General features: G+C 62.9%; 16 protein-coding genes. All 16 read left to right on the top strand.

The window, feature by feature from the left end; genetic code table 11:
• Nucleotides 1-59 precede the first annotated feature (59 nt).
• On the top strand, nucleotides 60-662 hold the full coding sequence (locus tag F7R20_RS32290; RefSeq protein WP_003201705.1) for a transposase: 603 nt from the start codon (nucleotides 60-62) through the stop codon (nucleotides 660-662).
• Nucleotides 663-730: 68 nt separating this feature from the next.
• Complete coding sequence (locus F7R20_RS11170) at nucleotides 731-2,293, top strand: ShlB/FhaC/HecB family hemolysin secretion/activation protein (protein WP_377588945.1); 1,563 nt, start codon at nucleotides 731-733, stop codon at nucleotides 2,291-2,293.
• Between the two features lie 17 nt (nucleotides 2,294-2,310).
• On the top strand, nucleotides 2,311-4,110 hold the full coding sequence (locus F7R20_RS11175; protein ID WP_003201708.1) for a DUF2341 domain-containing protein: 1,800 nt from the start codon (nucleotides 2,311-2,313) through the stop codon (nucleotides 4,108-4,110).
• Between the two features lie 10 nt (nucleotides 4,111-4,120).
• A complete protein-coding gene (locus F7R20_RS11180) occupies nucleotides 4,121-4,546 on the top strand; it encodes an ExbD/TolR family protein (protein ID WP_003201710.1) in 426 nt (141 codons plus the stop codon).
• Between the two features lie 2 nt (nucleotides 4,547-4,548).
• Entirely contained in the window at nucleotides 4,549-5,253 is a 705-nt protein-coding gene (locus tag F7R20_RS11185) for an energy transducer TonB family protein (RefSeq protein WP_003201712.1), read from the top strand.
• Nucleotides 5,254-5,291: 38 nt separating this feature from the next.
• The gene (locus tag F7R20_RS11190; RefSeq protein WP_003201714.1) at nucleotides 5,292-6,983 is read left to right on the top strand and encodes a putative porin; all 1,692 of its coding nucleotides are present in this window, start codon (nucleotides 5,292-5,294) and stop codon (nucleotides 6,981-6,983) included.
• Nucleotides 6,984-6,998: 15 nt separating this feature from the next.
• Nucleotides 6,999-7,646, top strand: coding sequence for a hypothetical protein (locus F7R20_RS11195; protein ID WP_013693324.1), 648 nt, complete (start codon nucleotides 6,999-7,001; stop codon nucleotides 7,644-7,646).
• A 22-nt stretch (nucleotides 7,647-7,668) separates the two neighbouring features.
• Entirely contained in the window at nucleotides 7,669-8,148 is a 480-nt protein-coding gene (locus F7R20_RS11200; RefSeq protein WP_003201719.1) for a YbjN domain-containing protein, read from the top strand.
• On the top strand, nucleotides 8,145-9,089 hold the full coding sequence (locus F7R20_RS11205) for a peptidylprolyl isomerase (RefSeq protein WP_003201720.1): 945 nt from the start codon (nucleotides 8,145-8,147) through the stop codon (nucleotides 9,087-9,089). Before F7R20_RS11200 ends, F7R20_RS11205 begins: the two co-directional genes overlap by 4 nt.
• Nucleotides 9,090-9,129: 40 nt before the next feature.
• Nucleotides 9,130-10,110, top strand: a complete 981-nt coding sequence (locus F7R20_RS11210; protein WP_003201721.1) for a LysR family transcriptional regulator — start codon at nucleotides 9,130-9,132, stop codon at nucleotides 10,108-10,110.
• Between the two features lie 153 nt (nucleotides 10,111-10,263).
• A complete protein-coding gene (locus F7R20_RS11215) occupies nucleotides 10,264-10,761 on the top strand; it encodes a GNAT family N-acetyltransferase (RefSeq protein ID WP_003201722.1) in 498 nt (165 codons plus the stop codon).
• Between the two features lie 99 nt (nucleotides 10,762-10,860).
• Nucleotides 10,861-11,355, top strand: coding sequence for a hypothetical protein (locus F7R20_RS11220; protein WP_003201724.1), 495 nt, complete (start codon nucleotides 10,861-10,863; stop codon nucleotides 11,353-11,355).
• Between the two features lie 94 nt (nucleotides 11,356-11,449).
• Entirely contained in the window at nucleotides 11,450-12,121 is a 672-nt protein-coding gene (locus F7R20_RS11225; protein ID WP_003201727.1) for a DUF3313 domain-containing protein, read from the top strand.
• Nucleotides 12,122-12,247: 126 nt separating this feature from the next.
• Nucleotides 12,248-12,748: a thiol peroxidase gene (tpx, locus tag F7R20_RS11230; RefSeq protein ID WP_003201729.1), complete on the top strand. Its 501-nt coding sequence runs from the start codon at nucleotides 12,248-12,250 to the stop codon at nucleotides 12,746-12,748.
• A gap of 177 nt (nucleotides 12,749-12,925) precedes the next feature.
• A complete protein-coding gene (locus F7R20_RS11235; RefSeq protein WP_003201731.1) occupies nucleotides 12,926-14,242 on the top strand; it encodes an MdtA/MuxA family multidrug efflux RND transporter periplasmic adaptor subunit in 1,317 nt (438 codons plus the stop codon).
• Entirely contained in the window at nucleotides 14,239-17,334 is a 3,096-nt protein-coding gene (locus F7R20_RS11240; RefSeq protein WP_003201732.1) for an MdtB/MuxB family multidrug efflux RND transporter permease subunit, read from the top strand. Before F7R20_RS11235 ends, F7R20_RS11240 begins: the two co-directional genes overlap by 4 nt.
• Nucleotides 17,335-17,339 lie beyond the last annotated feature (5 nt).

Consider the following 17,339-nt stretch of genomic DNA (forward strand, 5'->3'; position numbering starts at 1 on the left):
GGGCCTGCAAGGTCGTTTTGGAGCCGGGGCGCGAAGCCGGGAGTGAGGCGATGGGGACTATGGAACGTTATTCGAAAGTGGGCATGCAGGAGCTTGACCAGCGGCTGTCGAAGATCGTCGAGGCGGCGCGCAAGCAGCCGGTCTCGGTGTATCGCTACGGCGCGCCGTGGGTCTGGATCGTTTCCCAGGATGACTGGCAAGGCGCGCTCAAGGAAGTGTCCAGCTACATTCCGCAAGGCCATTCACTGGTCTTGCTGCGTCCGCAGATCGACGACCTGCTGGATGACCATCGCGATGTGTTGCAGGGCCTCAACGCTGGTGCCCAGATGTTGATCGCACCGCAAACCGCCATGCATATCCTCCTGCTGCAACTGCTCTATTCGGTGCCCAGCGAGCAGCAACTCTACGAACAACTCAACTACAACCTGCTGTTCCGCTGGTTCGTCGGCCTGGACCTGAACCAGAAGGTCTGGAGCTTCAACGTCCTGAGCAAAGACCTCGCCACACTGCTGGGCGACGCGCGGGCGGTGCGGCTCATCCAGAAAATCATCGGTGAAGTGTTCTGTGGCGCCTTGCTGCAAATGCCGGAGTTCTCCTTGAACTTCGCGCTGCTGCACACCTGGCTGGCCCGGCACGCCACGACATCGATCGCAAGCAATTGAGCCGTATTTTGAATTCAGGGGGTGGTGTGGAGCATTTCTTCAAATCGCGGCCGGCGCTGTGGGGCTGGTTGCTGCTGGCGGTCGGGGGGCCGTCGGCGTTCGCCGCCGAAGGAGGGCAGGAGGCCGAAGCGGCGCCGGCGCGCCTGGTGGACGTGAACGAGTATTTCGTGCGGGGCAACACCGTGCTCGATGCCCGGGCCATCGAGGAAGCGGTGTACCCGTTCCTCGGCCCGCAAAAGGCCTTGAGCGACATCGAAGGCGCCCGGGAGGCCTTGCAAAAGGTCTATCAGGCCCGGGGTTATCAATCGGTGTTCGTTGAGTTGCCAGAGCAAAAAGTCGAAGACGGCATCGTCTACCTGCAAGTCAGCGAAACCAAGATCGGCCGGGTACGGGTGGTGGGGGCCAAGCATTATTCACCCGTCGAAATCCGTGATGACGTGCCGGCGCTCAAGGAAGGCGAGGTGCCTGATTTCGCCCAGGTCCAGGCAGAACTGGCGCTGCTGAACAAAACCCCGGGGCGCCAGGTCATGCCGCTGGTGCGTGAAGGCCAGCGCCCCGGGACGATGGACGTGGATTTGCAGGTCGAAGACCAGGACCCCTGGCAGGCCAGCCTGGGGCTGAACAACGACTACAGTGCCGACACCGAGAAGCTGCGCACGGTCGCCAGCCTGGGTTACAACAACCTCTGGCAACTGGGCCACAGCGTTTCGCTGACCTTCTTCACCGCACCCCAGGACACCGAAAACGCCAAGGTCTGGTCGGGCTCCTATACCGCGCCGCTGAGCGAACGCTGGAGTGTGCAGTTCTCGGGTTACCAATCCGACAGCAACGTAGCGACGGTTGGCGGCAGCAACGTGTTGGGCAAAGGTCATTCCTACGGGGTGTCGGCGATCTACAGCCTGCCGTCCAGTGGGGCATGGGCCAACAGTTTTTCGGTCGGGGTGGATTTCAAGGATTTCGAAGAAGAGCTCAACCTCGGTGGTGCCAGCGATAAGGCACCGCTCAAGTACGCGCCGTTCACCTTCGCCTACAACGGCTTTCGCTACACCGAACACAGCCAGTTGGGCCTCGGCCTGAGCCTGGTGGCGGGTACCCGCAGCCTGCTGGGCTATGGCAGCTCCGACGAAGAATTCGACTACAAGCGCTATCGCGCCAGCCCCAGCTTCGCCGTGCTCAAGGGCGACGGCAATTACACCTTCACCTTCGGCAATGATTGGCAGACCGCCTCCAAGGCCGCCTTCCAACTCGCCTCCGGGCCGCTGGTTTCCAACGAACAATTCTCTGCCGGTGGCGCCACCTCGGTGCGTGGCTACCTGGCCGCCGAGCGCACCGGTGATGACGGCTACTTGCTGTCCCAGGAGCTGCGCACACCGTCCCTGGCCAAGTTTCTCGGCAGTTATGTCCAGGAGTGGCGCTTCTATGCCTTCGCCGAAGGCGCGCAGTTGTACTTGCGCGACGAACTGCCCGACCAGGAGGCCGACTACAGCCTCGCCAGCGTCGGCCTCGGCACCCGCGCCAGCCTGAGCAAATGGCTGTCCGGCAGCCTCGACTGGGGCTATCCGCTGCTCGAAGGGCCGAACACCTCGAAACAGGAATCGCGCCTGCATTTCAACCTGCAAGCGACGTTTTGAACCCAGGAGTCATGTCCATGCAACGCTTATTGTTATCCCTGTTTATCTGCCTGGGGCTGGTGCTTCCGGCGACCGCCAACGCCTGGTGGCAGGATGATTGGCACTACCGCAAACAGATTTCCGTGGACACCACGCCCCAGGGCGCCGCCATCGCCCAGGCCTTGGGTCGCACCGCGTTGCTGGTGCGCCTGCACACCGGCAATTTCACCTTCGACGGCGTCAAGGACGACGGCTCGGACCTGCGTTTCGTCAGTGCCGACGACAAGACCGTGCTCAATCACCAGATCGAAAGCTTCGACCCGTTGATGGGCATGGCGCTGATATGGGTTGATGTGCCGAGCGTGGAGGGTGGCCAGCGTCAGGACGTGTGGATGTATTACGGAAACCAGAAGGCGCCGGCCACGGGCAGCGGCCAGTTGACCTTCGACCCGGACTACACCGCGTTGTACCACTTTGACGGCGCCACCGGCGTACCGCCCCGGGACACCACGGCCTACGGCAACAATGCCCAGGGCGCGGCCGGTGTCAGCATCGACGGCGTGATCGGGCGTGCCTTGCAGTTCAACGGCCAGCCGCTGTTGTTGCCGGCCAGCCCTTCGTTGCAACACAGTGCCGGTGCAGCGTTCACCTTCAGCACCTGGCTGCGCCAGGACCAGGCCAGTGGCGAACAGATCATCCTGGCCCGTCGCGAAGCCGTTACCAGCCTGTTGGTTGGCGTCAACCAGGGTGTGCCGTTCGTAGCGATCAATGACCAGCGTGCGGTCTCGACCCAGCCACTGAACCCTGGCCAGTGGCAGCACCTGGCGTTGACCGCCTCGGGCGACCGGGTCGTGCTGTACGTCAATGGGCGTGAAACCGCGAGCCTGGCGGTGGCGATGCCAGCGTTCAATTCGCCGATAGCCCTGGGGGCCGACCTTTCCGCAGGTGCCTTCGCGCCATTTGGCGGGGCCATGGACGAAGCGCGCCTGTCCAAGGTCGCCCGTCCGGCGCCGCTGTTGTTGGCTGACGCCAATGCCCAGGGCGCCGAGTCGAAACTGGTGGCCTACGGTGTCGATGAAGAACAGTCCGGTTTCGGCTTTGGCAGCCTGGGTTTCCTGCTCAAGGCCGTGCCGATGGACGCCTGGGTGATCATCGGGGTACTGGTGCTGATGATGTTCCAGTCGTGGATCATCATGATCCGCAAGAACCGCATGGTCAGCCGTCTCAGCGCGGCCAACGATGCCTTCCGCGAACAGTTCGCCCAGATCGGCACACGCCTGGAAATGTTCGCCGACGACCAGGGCCTCGCCCAGCGCCTGCAACATTCGTCGCTGTGGCGTTTGTACCTGGTGGCCGTCAAGGAGATCCGCACCCGCCGCGAGCAGGGCGCTGACACTTCGTCGGTGTCGGCGGCCACCATCGAAGCGATCCGCTGTTCCATGGACGGCGTGCGCACCCGGGAAAACCAAGCACTGAGTTCGAAGCTCTCGACCCTGTCCAACGCCATCGCCGGCGGTCCGTACATCGGCCTGCTCGGCACCGTGCTGGGGATCATGGTGGTGTTCCTCGGCACGGCCATGGCCGGTGACGTGAACATCAACGCCATTGCCCCGGGCATGGCCGCGGCATTGCTCGCCACCGCCATGGGCCTGTTCGTCGCGATCCCGGCGCTGTTTGGCTACAACCGCCTGATCACCCGCAACAAGGAAGTCAGCGCCGACATGCGGGTCTTCGTCGACGAGTTCATTACGCGCCTGGCGGAGATGCACGGCGAAGGCCAGTCCGGTGAAGCGGCGCATCGCCGTAATCATCACGTCCAATCGTCCGTACCGGCCTGAGGGAATCGCCATGGCTAGCGTAAACGCTTCACACGATGACGACGATGACGCGGCGGTCGACAGCATCAACATCACGCCGCTGGTGGACGTGCTCATGGTGGTGCTGGTGATGTTCATCCTCACGGCCACGGCCCAGGTGTCGGGTATCCAGATCAACCTGCCCAAGGCCAGTGCCTCGGTGTCGTTGTCCGAAGCCAAGACCAAGGCGATTTCGGTGAACGACGGCGGGCAGGTCTTCCTCGATGCCTATCCGGTGACCCTGGCCGAGCTGGAAGAGCGCCTGCGCATCGAAAAGGCCCAGAGCCCGGACTTCCCGGTGATCGTGCGCGGCGACGCGACGGTGCAGTACCAGAAAGTCATAGAAGTGCTGGACCTGCTGCGGCGCCTGGAACTGTCCCAGGTCGGTCTGGTGACCGGCAAACCGAGCCAGGGCTGACCATGACCGCCAGACTTCCCATCGATCCGCCCCCGGTGAAGACCTCGCCGTTGCGCCTGCTCAAATGGGCCGCCGGCCTGGCGCTGGGTGCCGTGGCGGCCTGGCTGCTGTGGCAGTGGGCCAATGACATGAGTGGCGTGCGCCGCGAAGCGCCGAAGGTGCCGACCATTATCCCGCTGCCGCCTCCGCCCCCACCACCGCCGGAGAAACCCAAGGAGCCGGAACCCCAGGTCGAGGAGAAGGTGGTCGAGCCAGAGCCGACCCCGGAACCCGAAGAGGTCAAGCCCGAGGAAGAGGCACCGCCGTCGCCGGTCGATGACCTGGCGAACCCGATGCAGATGGACGGCGATGCCCAATCCGGCAACGACGCCTTCAACATCGGCGCGGGCAAGGGCGGCGGCATGGCTGGGGCAGGGGGCGGGCGCCTGGGCAATGGCACTTACAGCCAGTTCCTGGCATTCACCTTCCAGCGCTTGCTGCGAGAAAACCCCGACTTGCGCAGCCTGGCGTTCTCGCTGCAGGCCGATGTCTGGCTCAGTGCCGTGGGCGAAATCACCCGGGTCGAGTTGGTCAAGTCCAGCGGCAACCCGCAAGTGGACGAACAAGTTATTTCCGCCCTGCGTGCCGCGCCCCATTTGAGTGAACGGCCACCGGCCTCCCTGACTTTACCCGTGCGCTTGTCCTTGCAGGGACGGCGGCCGGGTTAACCGACTATTTGAAAGTTTGCCAAAGGAGTTGTGTGCAGATGATTTCCAATGTGAATCGATTATCGTGGGCGATCGGCCTGGTGGTCCTGAGCCTGGCCGGGCACGCGGCCGCCGCCCCAGCGCCCTCGGAAAACGCCACGATCAATCTGATCCGCCTGCTGGTGCAGCAGGGCGTGTTGAAACAGGATCAGGCCGATGGCTTGATCGCCCAGGCTGAACGGGAAGCCGTGCAGGCCCGCCAGGCAGCCACGGCGGTTGCCGCAACGCCGGCCGGCGCGCCGGGGGACGTGCGGGTGCAATACGTGCCGAACATCGTGCGTGAGCAGATCCGCGACCAGGTCAAGGCTGAAGTCATGGCCACCGCCAAGCAGGAAAACTGGGCCCAGCCCAACACCTTCCCGGATTGGGTCTCGCGCATCAGTTTCGATGGCGACATTCGCCTGCGGGATGAGTCGCGCTATTACTCGGGCACCAACAGCAACGAAATCGTCGACTTCGCCCGGCTCAATGACAAGGGCCCCTACGACGTCAACCCCAACAGCAGCTCCAGCCTGCCGCCGTTGCTCAACACCCGTGAAGACCGCGAGAACCTGTTCCGCCTGCGCGCACGCCTGGGCATGAAGGCCGTGATTGCCCCGCAATGGACCGCGGGCATCCGCATCGGTACCGGCTCCGACAACAACCCGGTGTCCACCACCCAGACCCTCGGTGGTGGTTTTGGCAAGAAAGACATCTGGCTCGACCAGGGCTACCTGACCTGGAAGCCATCGGACGAATTGACCCTGACCGGCGGGCGTTTCGCCAACCCGTTTTTCTCCACCGACCTGTTGTATTCCGGTGACCTGAACTTCGACGGTGTGGCGGCGAACTTCAACCACAAGCTCAATCAGGACTGGGGCGTGTTCGGTACTGTTGGCGCGTTCCCGGTGGAGTACACCAACGACACCAGCACCAGCAACGGCAGCGACAAGGAGGAGAGCGACAACAAGTGGTTGTACGGTGCGCAACTGGGGGCCAACTGGGCCATCAACGACAGCAACCGGATCAAGGGGGCCATGGCCTATTACCGCTTCGACGACATCGAAGGCCAGCGCTCTTCGTCGTGCCAGCCTTGGGCCGGTGATCCAGGCTGCGACAGCGACGGTTCACGCGTGGCGTTCATGCAAAAGGGCAACACCGTGTTCCTGCTGCGCGACATCGCGCCCAATCCTCTCAACCCCTCCACCACGCCACAGCCGCAATACGTCGGCCTGGCCTCGGAATTCAATCTGCTGGACCTGAACCTGGCGTGGGACACCGATCTGCCCGAAGACCTGAAGCTGCGCAGCCAGGCCCACTACGTCCACAACCTGGGCTACGACGAAGGCGAGATGCGCAAGCGCTCCGCCGGGCAATTCGCCAACAACCTGGACAGCGATGGCGAGGTGGAAAGTGGCGCCAACGCCTGGATGCTCCAGTTCACCCTGGGTAACTCCCTGGAGCTCAAGCGCGAGGGCGACTGGAACCTGTTCGCCGGCTACAAGTACATCCAGCCCGATGCCTTGCCGGACGGCTTCAACGATTCGTCATTCCACTTGGGCGGTACCAATGCCAAGGGTTATTTCCTGGGCGGCAACTATGGCCTGGCGAGCAACGTCTTCGCCACCGGTCGCTGGTTGAGTTCCGAAGCGGTGTACGGCGCGCCGTACGACATCGATGTCTTGCAGCTTGAAATCAACACGCGCTTCTAAGCGCAGGGAGACCTCATGAAAAGGCGAGCCAAATACCCATGCCCGGCTGCGTTGCTGATGCTGGGTCTGCTGCTCAGTGGCTTGGCGCACGGCGAAGGCCTGGAAGAGCGGCTGCGGGCACAGCTGCGCAGTACCACCGCCCAGTTGCAGGCCCTGCAAAGCGAGCAGGCCCAGGCCAGCGCCGCTCGTCAGGCTGCCGAGAGCCAGGCCAAGGAGGCCCAGGCGCAGATCAAGCAATTGACCGCACAACTGAGCAAGGCCCAAGCCCTGGCCGAGCAGTTGGCCGGACATCAGCAAAACCTGCAAAACCAGGCCCAGGCCCAGGTGGCGGCGAGCAACGAGCAAATCGGCAAATTCAAGAAAGCCTATGAAGAACTGTTGACCCTGGCCCGTGGCAAAGAGACCGAGCGCGCCCGCCTGGAGGCGCAATTGACCGAGCGTGACACACAAGTGCAGCAATGTTCGGTCAAGAATCAGCAAATGTACGAAGTCGCCAAGACGCTGCTGCATGCCTACGAAACCATTGATGTGACCGACATCATGAAGATCCGCCAGCCGTTCGCGGCCAAGGCCCGGGTGCGTTTCGAAGAGCTGGCCCAGGGCTTTGGCGATGATCTCTACAAGAACCGTTTCGATGCGCCCCAGGCCTCGATCACTCACTGAACAGAACAAGGAAGAAGCGAGCATGACCTCAATGATTGAATACGTCGGTGCAAAATCCCTGACCGAGTGGTTGCAGGCTGCGGGTTATCGGGTCAACGAAACCGAGCAGAACGGCATCGTGCAACTGCTCAGTGCCAGCCAGGGCATCGGCTTTGCGGTGCGTTTGGGTAATCCTGCGCCGACAGCGGGCCAATACCTGGACTTCACCTTCAGCTGCGCCTTGCGGGTACAGGGCGAGTTGCCAGCTGGGTTGGTGGAGTTGTGGAACGCCTCGCGCCGCTTTGCCCGGTTGTCGCTGCAGGGTGAGTTCCTGGTGATGGAAATGGACGTGGTGGTCGCGGCAGGCGTGAGCGCCGATCATTTGCGCAGCCACCTGGAACTGTGGGATCGCCTGTTGCAGGAGTTCATTGTCTACCTGCGTGAGTACAGCCAGAACGCGGCGCGCCTGCAAACCCCGGCCGAGCCCGTCGAGGCGCCATCGGAGGAGGCCGTCGCATCGTGAAAAAGCCGACCTTCGTCATCAGCGCCGCAGCGCTGGGCCTGCTCGCCGTGGCGCTGGTGCTGGGTCTGCGGCCGGGAAGCGATCCGGTCGCCGCGGTACAGACCGTAAGCGTTGCTACGGCCGACTCGCCGAGCCTGGCGCGCTTGGGCAACCAGCACGTCAGCCCCGATGAACTCAAGGCATTGCTGGCCGCGCTGGCTCCTGAAGTTCGCCAGCAAATGCGTGGCAATCGGGCTGCGCTGGAAGGCTGGATTCGTGCCCGCCTGGCGGAAAAGGCCGTGTTGGAGCAGGCCGACGCCCAGGGCTGGCGCGAGCGGCCCGAGGTGGAGCGCCAGACCCGGGCGGCGGCTGAGCAGATTGTGTTTCGCGACTACTTGCGGTCGGTCAGCCAGGTGCCCGCCGGGTATCCCAGTGAAGACGAGTTGAAGCAGGCTTATGACGCCGGGAAAGCCAACTGGACCGCACCGGCGTTGTACCGCGTCAGCCAGATTTTCCTGGCAGCCACCGAGCCGCAAACCGTAGAGGCGGTGCGCCGGCAAGCGCTGGAGTTGAGCAAGAAGGCCCAGGCCTCGCCCGCTGAATTCGGCGCCCTGGCCAGTCGTTTTTCCCAGGACCGCAGCAGTGCCGAGCGCGGCGGTGACAGTGGTTTCCAGCCCTTGCAGCAACTGGTCCCGCCGGTGCGTGAGGCGGTGGCGCGCCTGAAGGTCGGCGCGGTGTCGGACCCGGTGCAAAGTCCGGCGGGGTTTCATGTCATCAAGCTCACCGAACAACAGCCGGCCCGGGAAGCGACCCTGGACGACGTCCGCGAACGCCTGACCCAGGCCCTGCGCGCCCAGCGCCAGGAACAGATCGCCAAGGCCTACCTGGACGGCATGCTCGACACGGCCACGTTGAGCATCGATGGCGCGCAGTTGAGCAAGGTGCTGGAGGAGGGGCTTTAGGCCGGCCCAAATAATTCGTACAACCGACAGGGAGTCACCCATGACCTTCACCGAGCCCGCAGGACGCCAGGCTGTCACCGCATACCGCACACCGTTGCGTGTCCCCGATCCCTGGCTGACATTGGCCGGCGGTATTGAACCGCAGGTGGCGCAGTGTTTCCTGGTCAGTGCCCGTTGCGGCTGCTTCATGCAAGCGGCTCGTAGCCTCAACGTCAAGGCAACCTGGCTGCGCAAGCAGTTGGCGCAGTTGGAGACGCGCCTGCAACGCTCGCTGTTCAGCTTCCAGGGCAGCGCCTTGACCCTCACTCGTGAAGGCCGGCAGTTGCAGGCGCGATTGATCACCCTGGCCCACGAAAGTGCGCCGCCGCTGAACGATCAACCCTTGATTCGCCTCGCCGTGGCCGAGTCGATTCTGCATGACATCCTGGGACGCGACCTGATCTCGTTGCTACGGCGCAACGCCAGCGTGCGACTGCAGATCATCACCCTGGACAGTGAACTGGCACTGCAAGCCGTCAGCGCCGACCTGGTGCTCTGGTTGAGTGATGCCCAGGTGTCGGTGCCAGGGCCGAGCTTCGCCACGTTGCCCGCGGATCGACTGGCGCGGATGGACTATGTGCCGCACATCGCCAAGCGCTATTCACGACCGGCCACGCGCCCGGATTGCCTGGAGGACCTGAACGACTACATGCTGGTGCAATGGCAGGCGGACCGACACGTGGATGGCTTCGCCCCGTGGAATGCCCTGATAGAACAGCGCCGGGCCGGCGTGGTGCAGGTGCAATCCTACGAATTGATGCTGGAAATGATTCGCTGCAGCGCCTGCATCGGTCTGTTGCCGCAGTACATGAGCCGTTTCGACCGAGGCCTGGTGGCATTGCCGCAAGTGTTCGGCCCGTCGATGCAACGGTACTTGTGGATGGCCGTCAATGCCCAGGCCGAAGGCTCGCCAGAGGTGCAGATGCTTCGTGAGCTGATCCATCACACGCTGGATGAGCGCCGGGATTGGTTCCAGACCTAGCTGGTAGCACGATAATCCTGTGGGAGCGAGCTTGCTCGCGATAGCGGTGTATCCGTCAACGCGGATGCCAAAACCACCGCTCCCGCAGGTTCCCCATAACGCCTGGCGCGGCTTATAGTGATCGGCCTTGTCACGCCTCCAGGGAGGAGCTGCATGTCCGAATCATCGATCACCCTCGTACGCTTCACTGAAGCCCACATCGCCGGTGTCACCGCGCTCTACAACGATCCGGCGGTGACTCGCCAAGTTCTGCAAATGCCTTTCCAGTCCACCGAAGTCTGGCGTAAGCGTCTGGCAATGGACGACGAGCGTTTATTGAAACTGGTGGCCCTGCACGAGGGTGAAGTCATCGGCAACCTGGGACTGGAGCAGTTTTCGCGCGTGCGCCGTGCCCATTGCGGCAGTCTCGGCATGGGCGTGGCTGTCGCCTGGCAGGGCAAAGGCGTGGGGTCGATGCTGCTCGCGGCCGCGCTGGAGGTTGCGGACAACTGGATGAACCTGCGGCGGGTCGAGTTGACGGTGTACGCTGACAACGAAGCGGCCATTGGGCTGTACCGCAAGTTCGGCTTCGAAACCGAAGGCCTGATGCGCGACTACGCCGTGCGTGACGGTCGCTGGGTGGATACCCTGGCGATGGCGCGGTTGCGCTGAAGAGCCCAGCGCGCAGGCAAAGAGGGCTTTTACGTACGCCAACGTCTTGAACCTGTCATCATCGCGCTTCGCAGTACTCCCTTAATCGAGGACCGGCCCATGGACGATGTACAGCAATTGGGCGAGATGCTTCGTCACTACGCCGACAGCGAAGCGCACAAGAAACAACTGCACCAGGCCCAGGCAGCGGTCTGGGCCGAACAGATCAAGGCGTTGTACGGGCAAATCGAGCAATGGCTGGCGCCCGTCATGGCGCTCGGCCTGCTGGAACTTAGCCGTGAGACCTATGTGGCGCACGGGCCGAGCGCTCCCGTAGAGACGTCCGGTTTCAAGACTGAAAAACTGACCTTGACCATCACCGGTAGACCGGTGGAATTCGTTCCGGAGGTGATGGGCGTAGGTGGGCTGATTTCTTTGTCGATCATTGGCCTGGCGGCGACCCGTCACGGCAGTATTTCGCTGGTTTGCCAACCGCCATCGGTGCAATGGCAATGGCGCCGGACCAACGGCTTGAAGGACCCCGACACATTTGCCTTCGATGCCAACTTCCTCGCACAACAGTTGCAGAGCCTGATACCGCGTGAACGCGGCTGAATCACGCACGCGCTTCTCAGCGCAGGCAAAAACCTGTCCATTGGCTATACCTGTAGTTCCGGCCCCGCCTCGTGTGGCTTACAGGAGTGACAGCATGAAGTTTTCGTCGATGATCGGCACTGTTTGCATTGCCTCGCTCGCCTTGGCGGGTTGCTCCAGCAAAGTCACCCAGCCGGATGAGTACTCCGGGTTCCTGGGGGATTACAGCCGGCTCAAGGAAGAGAAGTCGCCGTCGGGGGCCGAGGTGATGCGTTGGGTCGATCCGAAGATCGACCCGGGCAAGTACACCAGTCTCTATATCGAGCCGACACAGCTTTACCCCAAGCCGCAGCCGACCGTGAAGATCCCCCAGGCCACGCTGTCCGGTATCACCGCTTATTACGATCAGGCCCTCAAGCGGGAAGCGGGAAAGTCCTTGCCCCTGGCGACAGCTCCTGGGCCGGGTGTATTGGTGATGCGGGCGGCCATCACGGCTGTCGGCAGCAAGACCGAAGGCTTGAAACCTTATGAGGTGATCCCGATTGCGCTGGTGGCGGCCGCTGTCAGCACGGCCAGCGGCATTCGCGACCAGGAAACCACCCTGGGCACCGAAGCGGTTTTTCTCGATGGTGGCAACAACGCGGTGGTCGCCCAGGTGGTGCGCAAAGGCACGGGCAAGCCGTTGTCCAACGAGTCCCAGGTGATGAAGCCCGATGACGTCAAAGGGGTCATCGATGGCTGGGCGTCGGATTTGCATCAGTCGTTTCTGAAATTCAAGGCTAAATAACCACCGCCGTTACCTCACGCGCCGGCGTCCAAACCACGACTTTTTATGTCCAACCATAGGTCGCGCAAGCATTTCGTGGTTAACTCCGGCCTCACCATTTTCAAACCTGTCAGAAGGAATCCGTTCATGGCTCAAGTCACCCTCAAAGGCAACCCGGTCCAAGTCAACGGCCAGTTGCCACAAGCCGGTTCCAAGGCGCCAGCCTTTTCCCTGGTTGCCGGCAATCTGTCGGACGTTTCCCTGAAGGACTTCGCCGGCAAGCGCAAAGTGCTGAACATTTTCCCAAGTGTCGACACGCCGACCTGCGCCACCTCCGTGCGCAAGTTCAATGCCCAGGCCAACGGCCTGACCAACACTGTGGTGCTGTGCGTCTCCGCCGACCTGCCGTTTGCCCAGGCGCGTTTCTGCGGTGCCGAAGGCCTGGAAAACGTCCAGAACCTGTCGACCCTGCGCGGTGCCGAGTTCATCCAGGACTACGGCGTGGCAATCGCTGATGGCCCGCTCAAAGGCCTGACCGCCCGTGCCGTGGTGGTGCTGGACGAAAACGACACCGTGCTGCACAGCGAGCTGGTCAAGGAAATCGGTGAAGAGCCAAACTACGACGCTGCGTTGGCCGTTCTGAAATAAGGTATTTATTACAATTGTTAACGGCCTGGCCCTGTCCAGGCCGTTTTCTTTTGTGCTTCAAGGCGTTAGCCGACTATGTGCCAGGTAAGCCCAACGTAAATTGCCGGTAAAGGCGCTTTGCTAAACACCCGCCAGTGCTTATCGTTCAGCCTCCCGTAAAAGAAGTCCACGCGCCCAATGGTTGATCACTCCATGCAATCCTCTGTTTCCCGCAATTCCCGTCGCTGGTTGTTCGGCCTGTTCATCGTATTGGTGGTCGCGGCGCTGGCCTGGAAGTTCTGGCCCAGTGGCTCGGCGCAGAAGCCTGGGGCAGGGGATAAAGCCGCGGCGGGGCACATGGGGCGCTCGGGTGGCATGCGGCCAGGGTTCGGTGGGGCTACGGGGCCGATTCCGGTGCGGGTGGCGCCGGCGGTGACCGGGGATTTCCCGCTGTACTACAAGGCGCTGGGCACGGTCACGGCCCTCAATACCATCAACGTGCGCAGCCGCGTGGGTGGCGAACTGGTCAAGATCGCTTTCGAAGAAGGGCAGATGGTCAAGGCCGGGGACCTGCTGGCCGAGATCGACCCGCGTCCGTACCAGAACGCCTTGCTCCAGGCCGAAGGCACGCTGTTGCAGAACCAGGCCCAGTTGAAAAATGCCCAGGTAGACTTTGAGCGGTATCGCGGCCTGTACGCTGAAGACAGTATTGCCAAGCAGACCCTCGACACCGCCGCGGCGCTGGTGGGCCAGTACCAGGGCACGGTCAAGACCAACCAGGCGGCGGTCAACGACGCCAAGCTCAACCTCGAATTCACCAAGATCCGCGCGCCCATCTCCGGGCGGGTCGGCTTGCGGCAACTGGATATCGGCAACCTGGTGGCGGCCAACGACACCACGGCCCTGGCAGTCATCACCCAGACCCAACCCATCAGCGTCGTGTTCACCTTGCCGGAAAACAACCTCGACACGGTGCTCGCCCGTTATCGCAGCGGGGCGAAACTGCCAGTCGAAGCCTGGGACCGGGGCGATGTGAAGCTGCAGGCCAGCGGCGTGCTGCAAAGCCTGGACAACCAGATCGATGTCACCACCGGCACCTTGAAGTTCAAGGCCCGCTACGAGAACCGCGACCAGTCGCTGTTCCCCAACCAGTTCGTCAATGTCCGCCTGCTGGCCGACACCCTCAAAGGTGTGACCCTGGCACCGACGGCGGCCATTCAGTTCGGCACCAATGGCACCTTCGTCTATGCCCTGGATGGCGACAAGAAGGTCACCATCAAAAAGCTGAAGATCGGCGCCAGCGACGGTGCGAACACCGTGGTCACCGAAGGCCTGGTCGCCGGTGACCGGGTGGTGCTCGAAGGCACCGATCGCTTGAAGGAAGGCAGTGAAGTGGAAGTGGTCAGCGACAGCCAGGAAGTGCCCACCACGCCGACCGAGCACCTGCAGGGCAAGTCCGCAGCGGTGCCCGCTGAGCCGGTTGCGGCCGACAAGGCGAAAAAGGGCGGCGCATGAATCTCTCGCGGCTGTTCATCCTTCGCCCGGTCGCCACCACCCTGAGCATGCTGGCGATCATCCTGGCCGGCCTGATCGCCTATCGGCTGCTGCCGGTGTCGGCATTGCCCCAGGTCGATTACCCGACCATCCGTGTGATGACCTTGTACCCGGGCGCCAGTCCCGATGTGATGACCAGCGCGGTGACCGCGCCCCTGGAGCGCCAGTTCGGACAGATGCCGGGCCTGACGCAAATGGCCTCCACCAGTTCCGGTGGTGCGTCGGTGATTACCCTGCGCTTCAACCTCGACATCAACATGGACGTCGCCGAGCAGCAGGTGCAGGCCGCGATCAATGCGGCCACCAACCTGCTGCCCAAGGACCTGCCGGCACCGCCGGTGTACAACAAGGTCAACCCGGCCGATACCCCGGTGCTGACCCTGGCTATCACCTCCAAGACCATGCTGCTGCCCAAGCTCAATGACTTGGTGGACACCCGCATGGCGCAGAAAATCGCCCAGATCAGCGGCGTCGGCATGGTCACCATCGCCGGTGGCCAGCGCCAGGCCGTGCGAATCAAGGTCAATCCCGAGGCCCTGGCGGCCAACGGCCTGAACCTGGCGGATGTGCGCACATTGATCGGCGCCTCCAACGTCAACCAGCCCAAGGGCAACTTCGACGGCCCGACCCGGGTCTCGATGCTCGACGCCAACGACCAGTTGACCTCGCCCAAGGATTACGCCGAACTGATCCTGGCCTACGCCAACGGTGCGCCGTTGCGGCTCAAGGACGTCGCGCAGATCGTCGATGGCGCCGAAAACGAACGCCTTGCCGCCTGGGCCAACGAAAACCAGGCCGTGCTGCTGAACATCCAGCGTCAGCCGGGGGCCAACGTCATCGAAGTGGTGGACCGGATCAAGGCCCTGCTGCCGAGCATCACCGACAACCTGCCGGCCGGCCTGGATGTCACCGTGCTGACCGACCGCACCCAGACCATCCGCGCATCGGTCACCGACGTGCAGCATGAGTTGCTGATCGCCATCGTGCTGGTGGTCATGGTGACCTTCCTGTTCCTGCGTCGCGTCAGTGCCACGATCATTCCGTCGGTGGCTGTGCCGTTGTCGCTGATCGGCACCTTTGGCGTGATGTACCTGGCCGGTTTTTCCATCAACAACCTGACCCTGATGGCCCTGACGATTGCCACCGGTTTCGTGGTGGACGATGCCATCGTCATGCTGGAGAACATCGCTCGCTTCATCGAGGAGGGCGACAGCCCGCTGCAGGCAGCACTCAAGGGCGCGAAGCAGATCGGCTTCACGCTGATATCCCTGACGCTGTCGCTGATCGCCGTGCTGATCCCGCTGCTGTTCATGGCCGATGTCGTGGGACGGCTGTTTCGCGAGTTCGCCATCACCCTGGCGGTGGCGATCCTGATTTCCCTGGTGGTGTCCCTGACCCTGACGCCGATGATGTGCGCCCGCTTGCTCAAGCGTGAGCCCAAGGAAGCAGAGCAGGGCCGTTTCTACCGAGCCAGCGGCGCCTGGATCGACTGGTTGATCGCCGCCTACGGACGCAAGTTGCAATGGGTGCTCAAGCACCAACCGCTGACCCTGCTGGTGGCGGTGGGCACCCTGGTGTTGACGGTGGTGCTGTACCTGGCCGTGCCCAAGGGGTTCTTTCCGGTGCAGGACACCGGGGTGATCCAGGGCATTTCCGAGGCGCCACAATCGATCTCCTTTGCCGCCATGAGCGAGCGCCAGCAGCAATTGGCGAAAGTGATCCTGGCGGACCCGGCGGTGGAGAGCCTGTCGTCCTACATCGGCGTGGACGGCGACAACGCCACGCTCAACAGCGGGCGCCTGCTGATCAACCTCAAGCCCCACAGCGAACGGGATGACAGCGCCACCGAGATCATTGCCCGCCTGCAGCCGCAACTGGATCGGCTGGTGGGCATTCGCCTGTTCATGCAGCCGGTGCAGGACCTGACCATCGAAGACCGGGTCAGCCGGACCCAATACCAGTTCAGCCTGTCGTCGCCGGACGCCGAATTGCTCAGCCTCTGGAGCGGGCGGCTGGTCGAAGCCCTGGCCCAACAGGCGGAGTTGACCGATGTGGCCAGCGACCTGCAGGACAAGGGTTTGCAGGTCTACCTGGTGATCGACCGCGACGCAGCCTCTCGCCTGGGCGTCTCGGTGTCGAACATCACCGATGCGCTCTATGACGCCTTCGGCCAGCGGCAGATTTCCACTATCTACACCCAGGCCAGCCAGTACCGCGTAGTGTTGCAGGCCCAGGCCGGGGAGCGGATCGGGCCGCAGGCGCTGGACCAGATTCACGTCAAGACCACCGACGGCGGGCAGGTGCGGCTGTCGAGCCTGGCCCGGGTCGAAGAACGCCAGGCGCAACTGGCGATTGCCCACATTGGCCAGTTCCCGGCGGTGATGATGTCGTTCAACCTGGCACCGGGCGTGGCCCTGGGGCATGCGGTGGACGTAATCGAAAAGGTCCAGCGGGACATCGGCATGCCGGTGGGCGTGCAGACCGAGTTCCAGGGCGCGGCCCAGGCATTCCAGGCCTCGCTGTCGAGTACCTTGCTGCTGATCCTGGCGGCGGTGGTGACCATGTACATCGTCCTGGGCGTGCTGTACGAAAGCTACATTCACCCGATCACCATTCTTTCCACCTTGCCCTCGGCGGCCATCGGCGCCTTGCTGGCCTTGATTCTCAGCGGCAATGACCTGGGCATGATCGCGATCATCGGCATCATCCTGCTGATCGGCATCGTCAAGAAAAACGCGATCATGATGATCGACTTCGCCCTCGACGCCGAACGCAACCGGGGCGTCGACCCGCAGACGGCGATCTATCAGGCTGCATTACTGCGCTTCCGTCCGATCCTGATGACCACCCTGGCGGCCTTGTTCGGTGCAATACCGCTGATGTTCGCCACCGGTTCCGGCGCCGAACTGCGCCAGCCTCTGGGGTTGGTGATGGTCGGTGGGTTGTTGGTGAGCCAGGTGCTGACGTTGTTCACTACCCCGGTGATCTACCTGTATTTCGATCGACTGGGGCGCCGGTTTGCCAGGCCCGATGGGAAAGAGGTGCAGGTATGACTGCG

The organism is Pseudomonas brassicacearum subsp. brassicacearum (assembly GCF_008801605.1).
In the GTDB taxonomy this organism is placed as follows: Bacteria; Pseudomonadota; Gammaproteobacteria; order Pseudomonadales; family Pseudomonadaceae; genus Aquipseudomonas; species Aquipseudomonas brassicacearum.

What these genes read in the sequence shown, in the direction of transcription:
- F7R20_RS11185 (WP_003201712.1), top strand. Translation starts at nt 4,549, where the DNA reads ATGACCGCCAGACTTCCCATCGATCCGCCCCCGGTGAAGACCTCGCCG.
- F7R20_RS11190 (WP_003201714.1), top strand. Translation starts at nt 5,292, where the DNA reads ATGATTTCCAATGTGAATCGATTATCGTGGGCGATCGGCCTGGTGGTC.
- F7R20_RS11210 (WP_003201721.1), top strand. Translation starts at nt 9,130, where the DNA reads ATGACCTTCACCGAGCCCGCAGGACGCCAGGCTGTCACCGCATACCGC.
- F7R20_RS11225 (WP_003201727.1), top strand. Translation starts at nt 11,450, where the DNA reads ATGAAGTTTTCGTCGATGATCGGCACTGTTTGCATTGCCTCGCTCGCC.
- F7R20_RS11240 (WP_003201732.1), top strand. Translation starts at nt 14,239, where the DNA reads ATGAATCTCTCGCGGCTGTTCATCCTTCGCCCGGTCGCCACCACCCTG.
- F7R20_RS11195 (WP_013693324.1), top strand. Translation starts at nt 6,999, where the DNA reads ATGAAAAGGCGAGCCAAATACCCATGCCCGGCTGCGTTGCTGATGCTG.
- F7R20_RS32290 (WP_003201705.1), top strand. Translation starts at nt 60, where the DNA reads ATGGAACGTTATTCGAAAGTGGGCATGCAGGAGCTTGACCAGCGGCTG.
- F7R20_RS11215 (WP_003201722.1), top strand. Translation starts at nt 10,264, where the DNA reads ATGTCCGAATCATCGATCACCCTCGTACGCTTCACTGAAGCCCACATC.
- F7R20_RS11220 (WP_003201724.1), top strand. Translation starts at nt 10,861, where the DNA reads ATGGACGATGTACAGCAATTGGGCGAGATGCTTCGTCACTACGCCGAC.
- F7R20_RS11180 (WP_003201710.1), top strand. Translation starts at nt 4,121, where the DNA reads ATGGCTAGCGTAAACGCTTCACACGATGACGACGATGACGCGGCGGTC.
- tpx (WP_003201729.1), top strand. Translation starts at nt 12,248, where the DNA reads ATGGCTCAAGTCACCCTCAAAGGCAACCCGGTCCAAGTCAACGGCCAG.
- F7R20_RS11175 (WP_003201708.1), top strand. Translation starts at nt 2,311, where the DNA reads ATGCAACGCTTATTGTTATCCCTGTTTATCTGCCTGGGGCTGGTGCTT.
- F7R20_RS11235 (WP_003201731.1), top strand. Translation starts at nt 12,926, where the DNA reads ATGGTTGATCACTCCATGCAATCCTCTGTTTCCCGCAATTCCCGTCGC.
- F7R20_RS11200 (WP_003201719.1), top strand. Translation starts at nt 7,669, where the DNA reads ATGACCTCAATGATTGAATACGTCGGTGCAAAATCCCTGACCGAGTGG.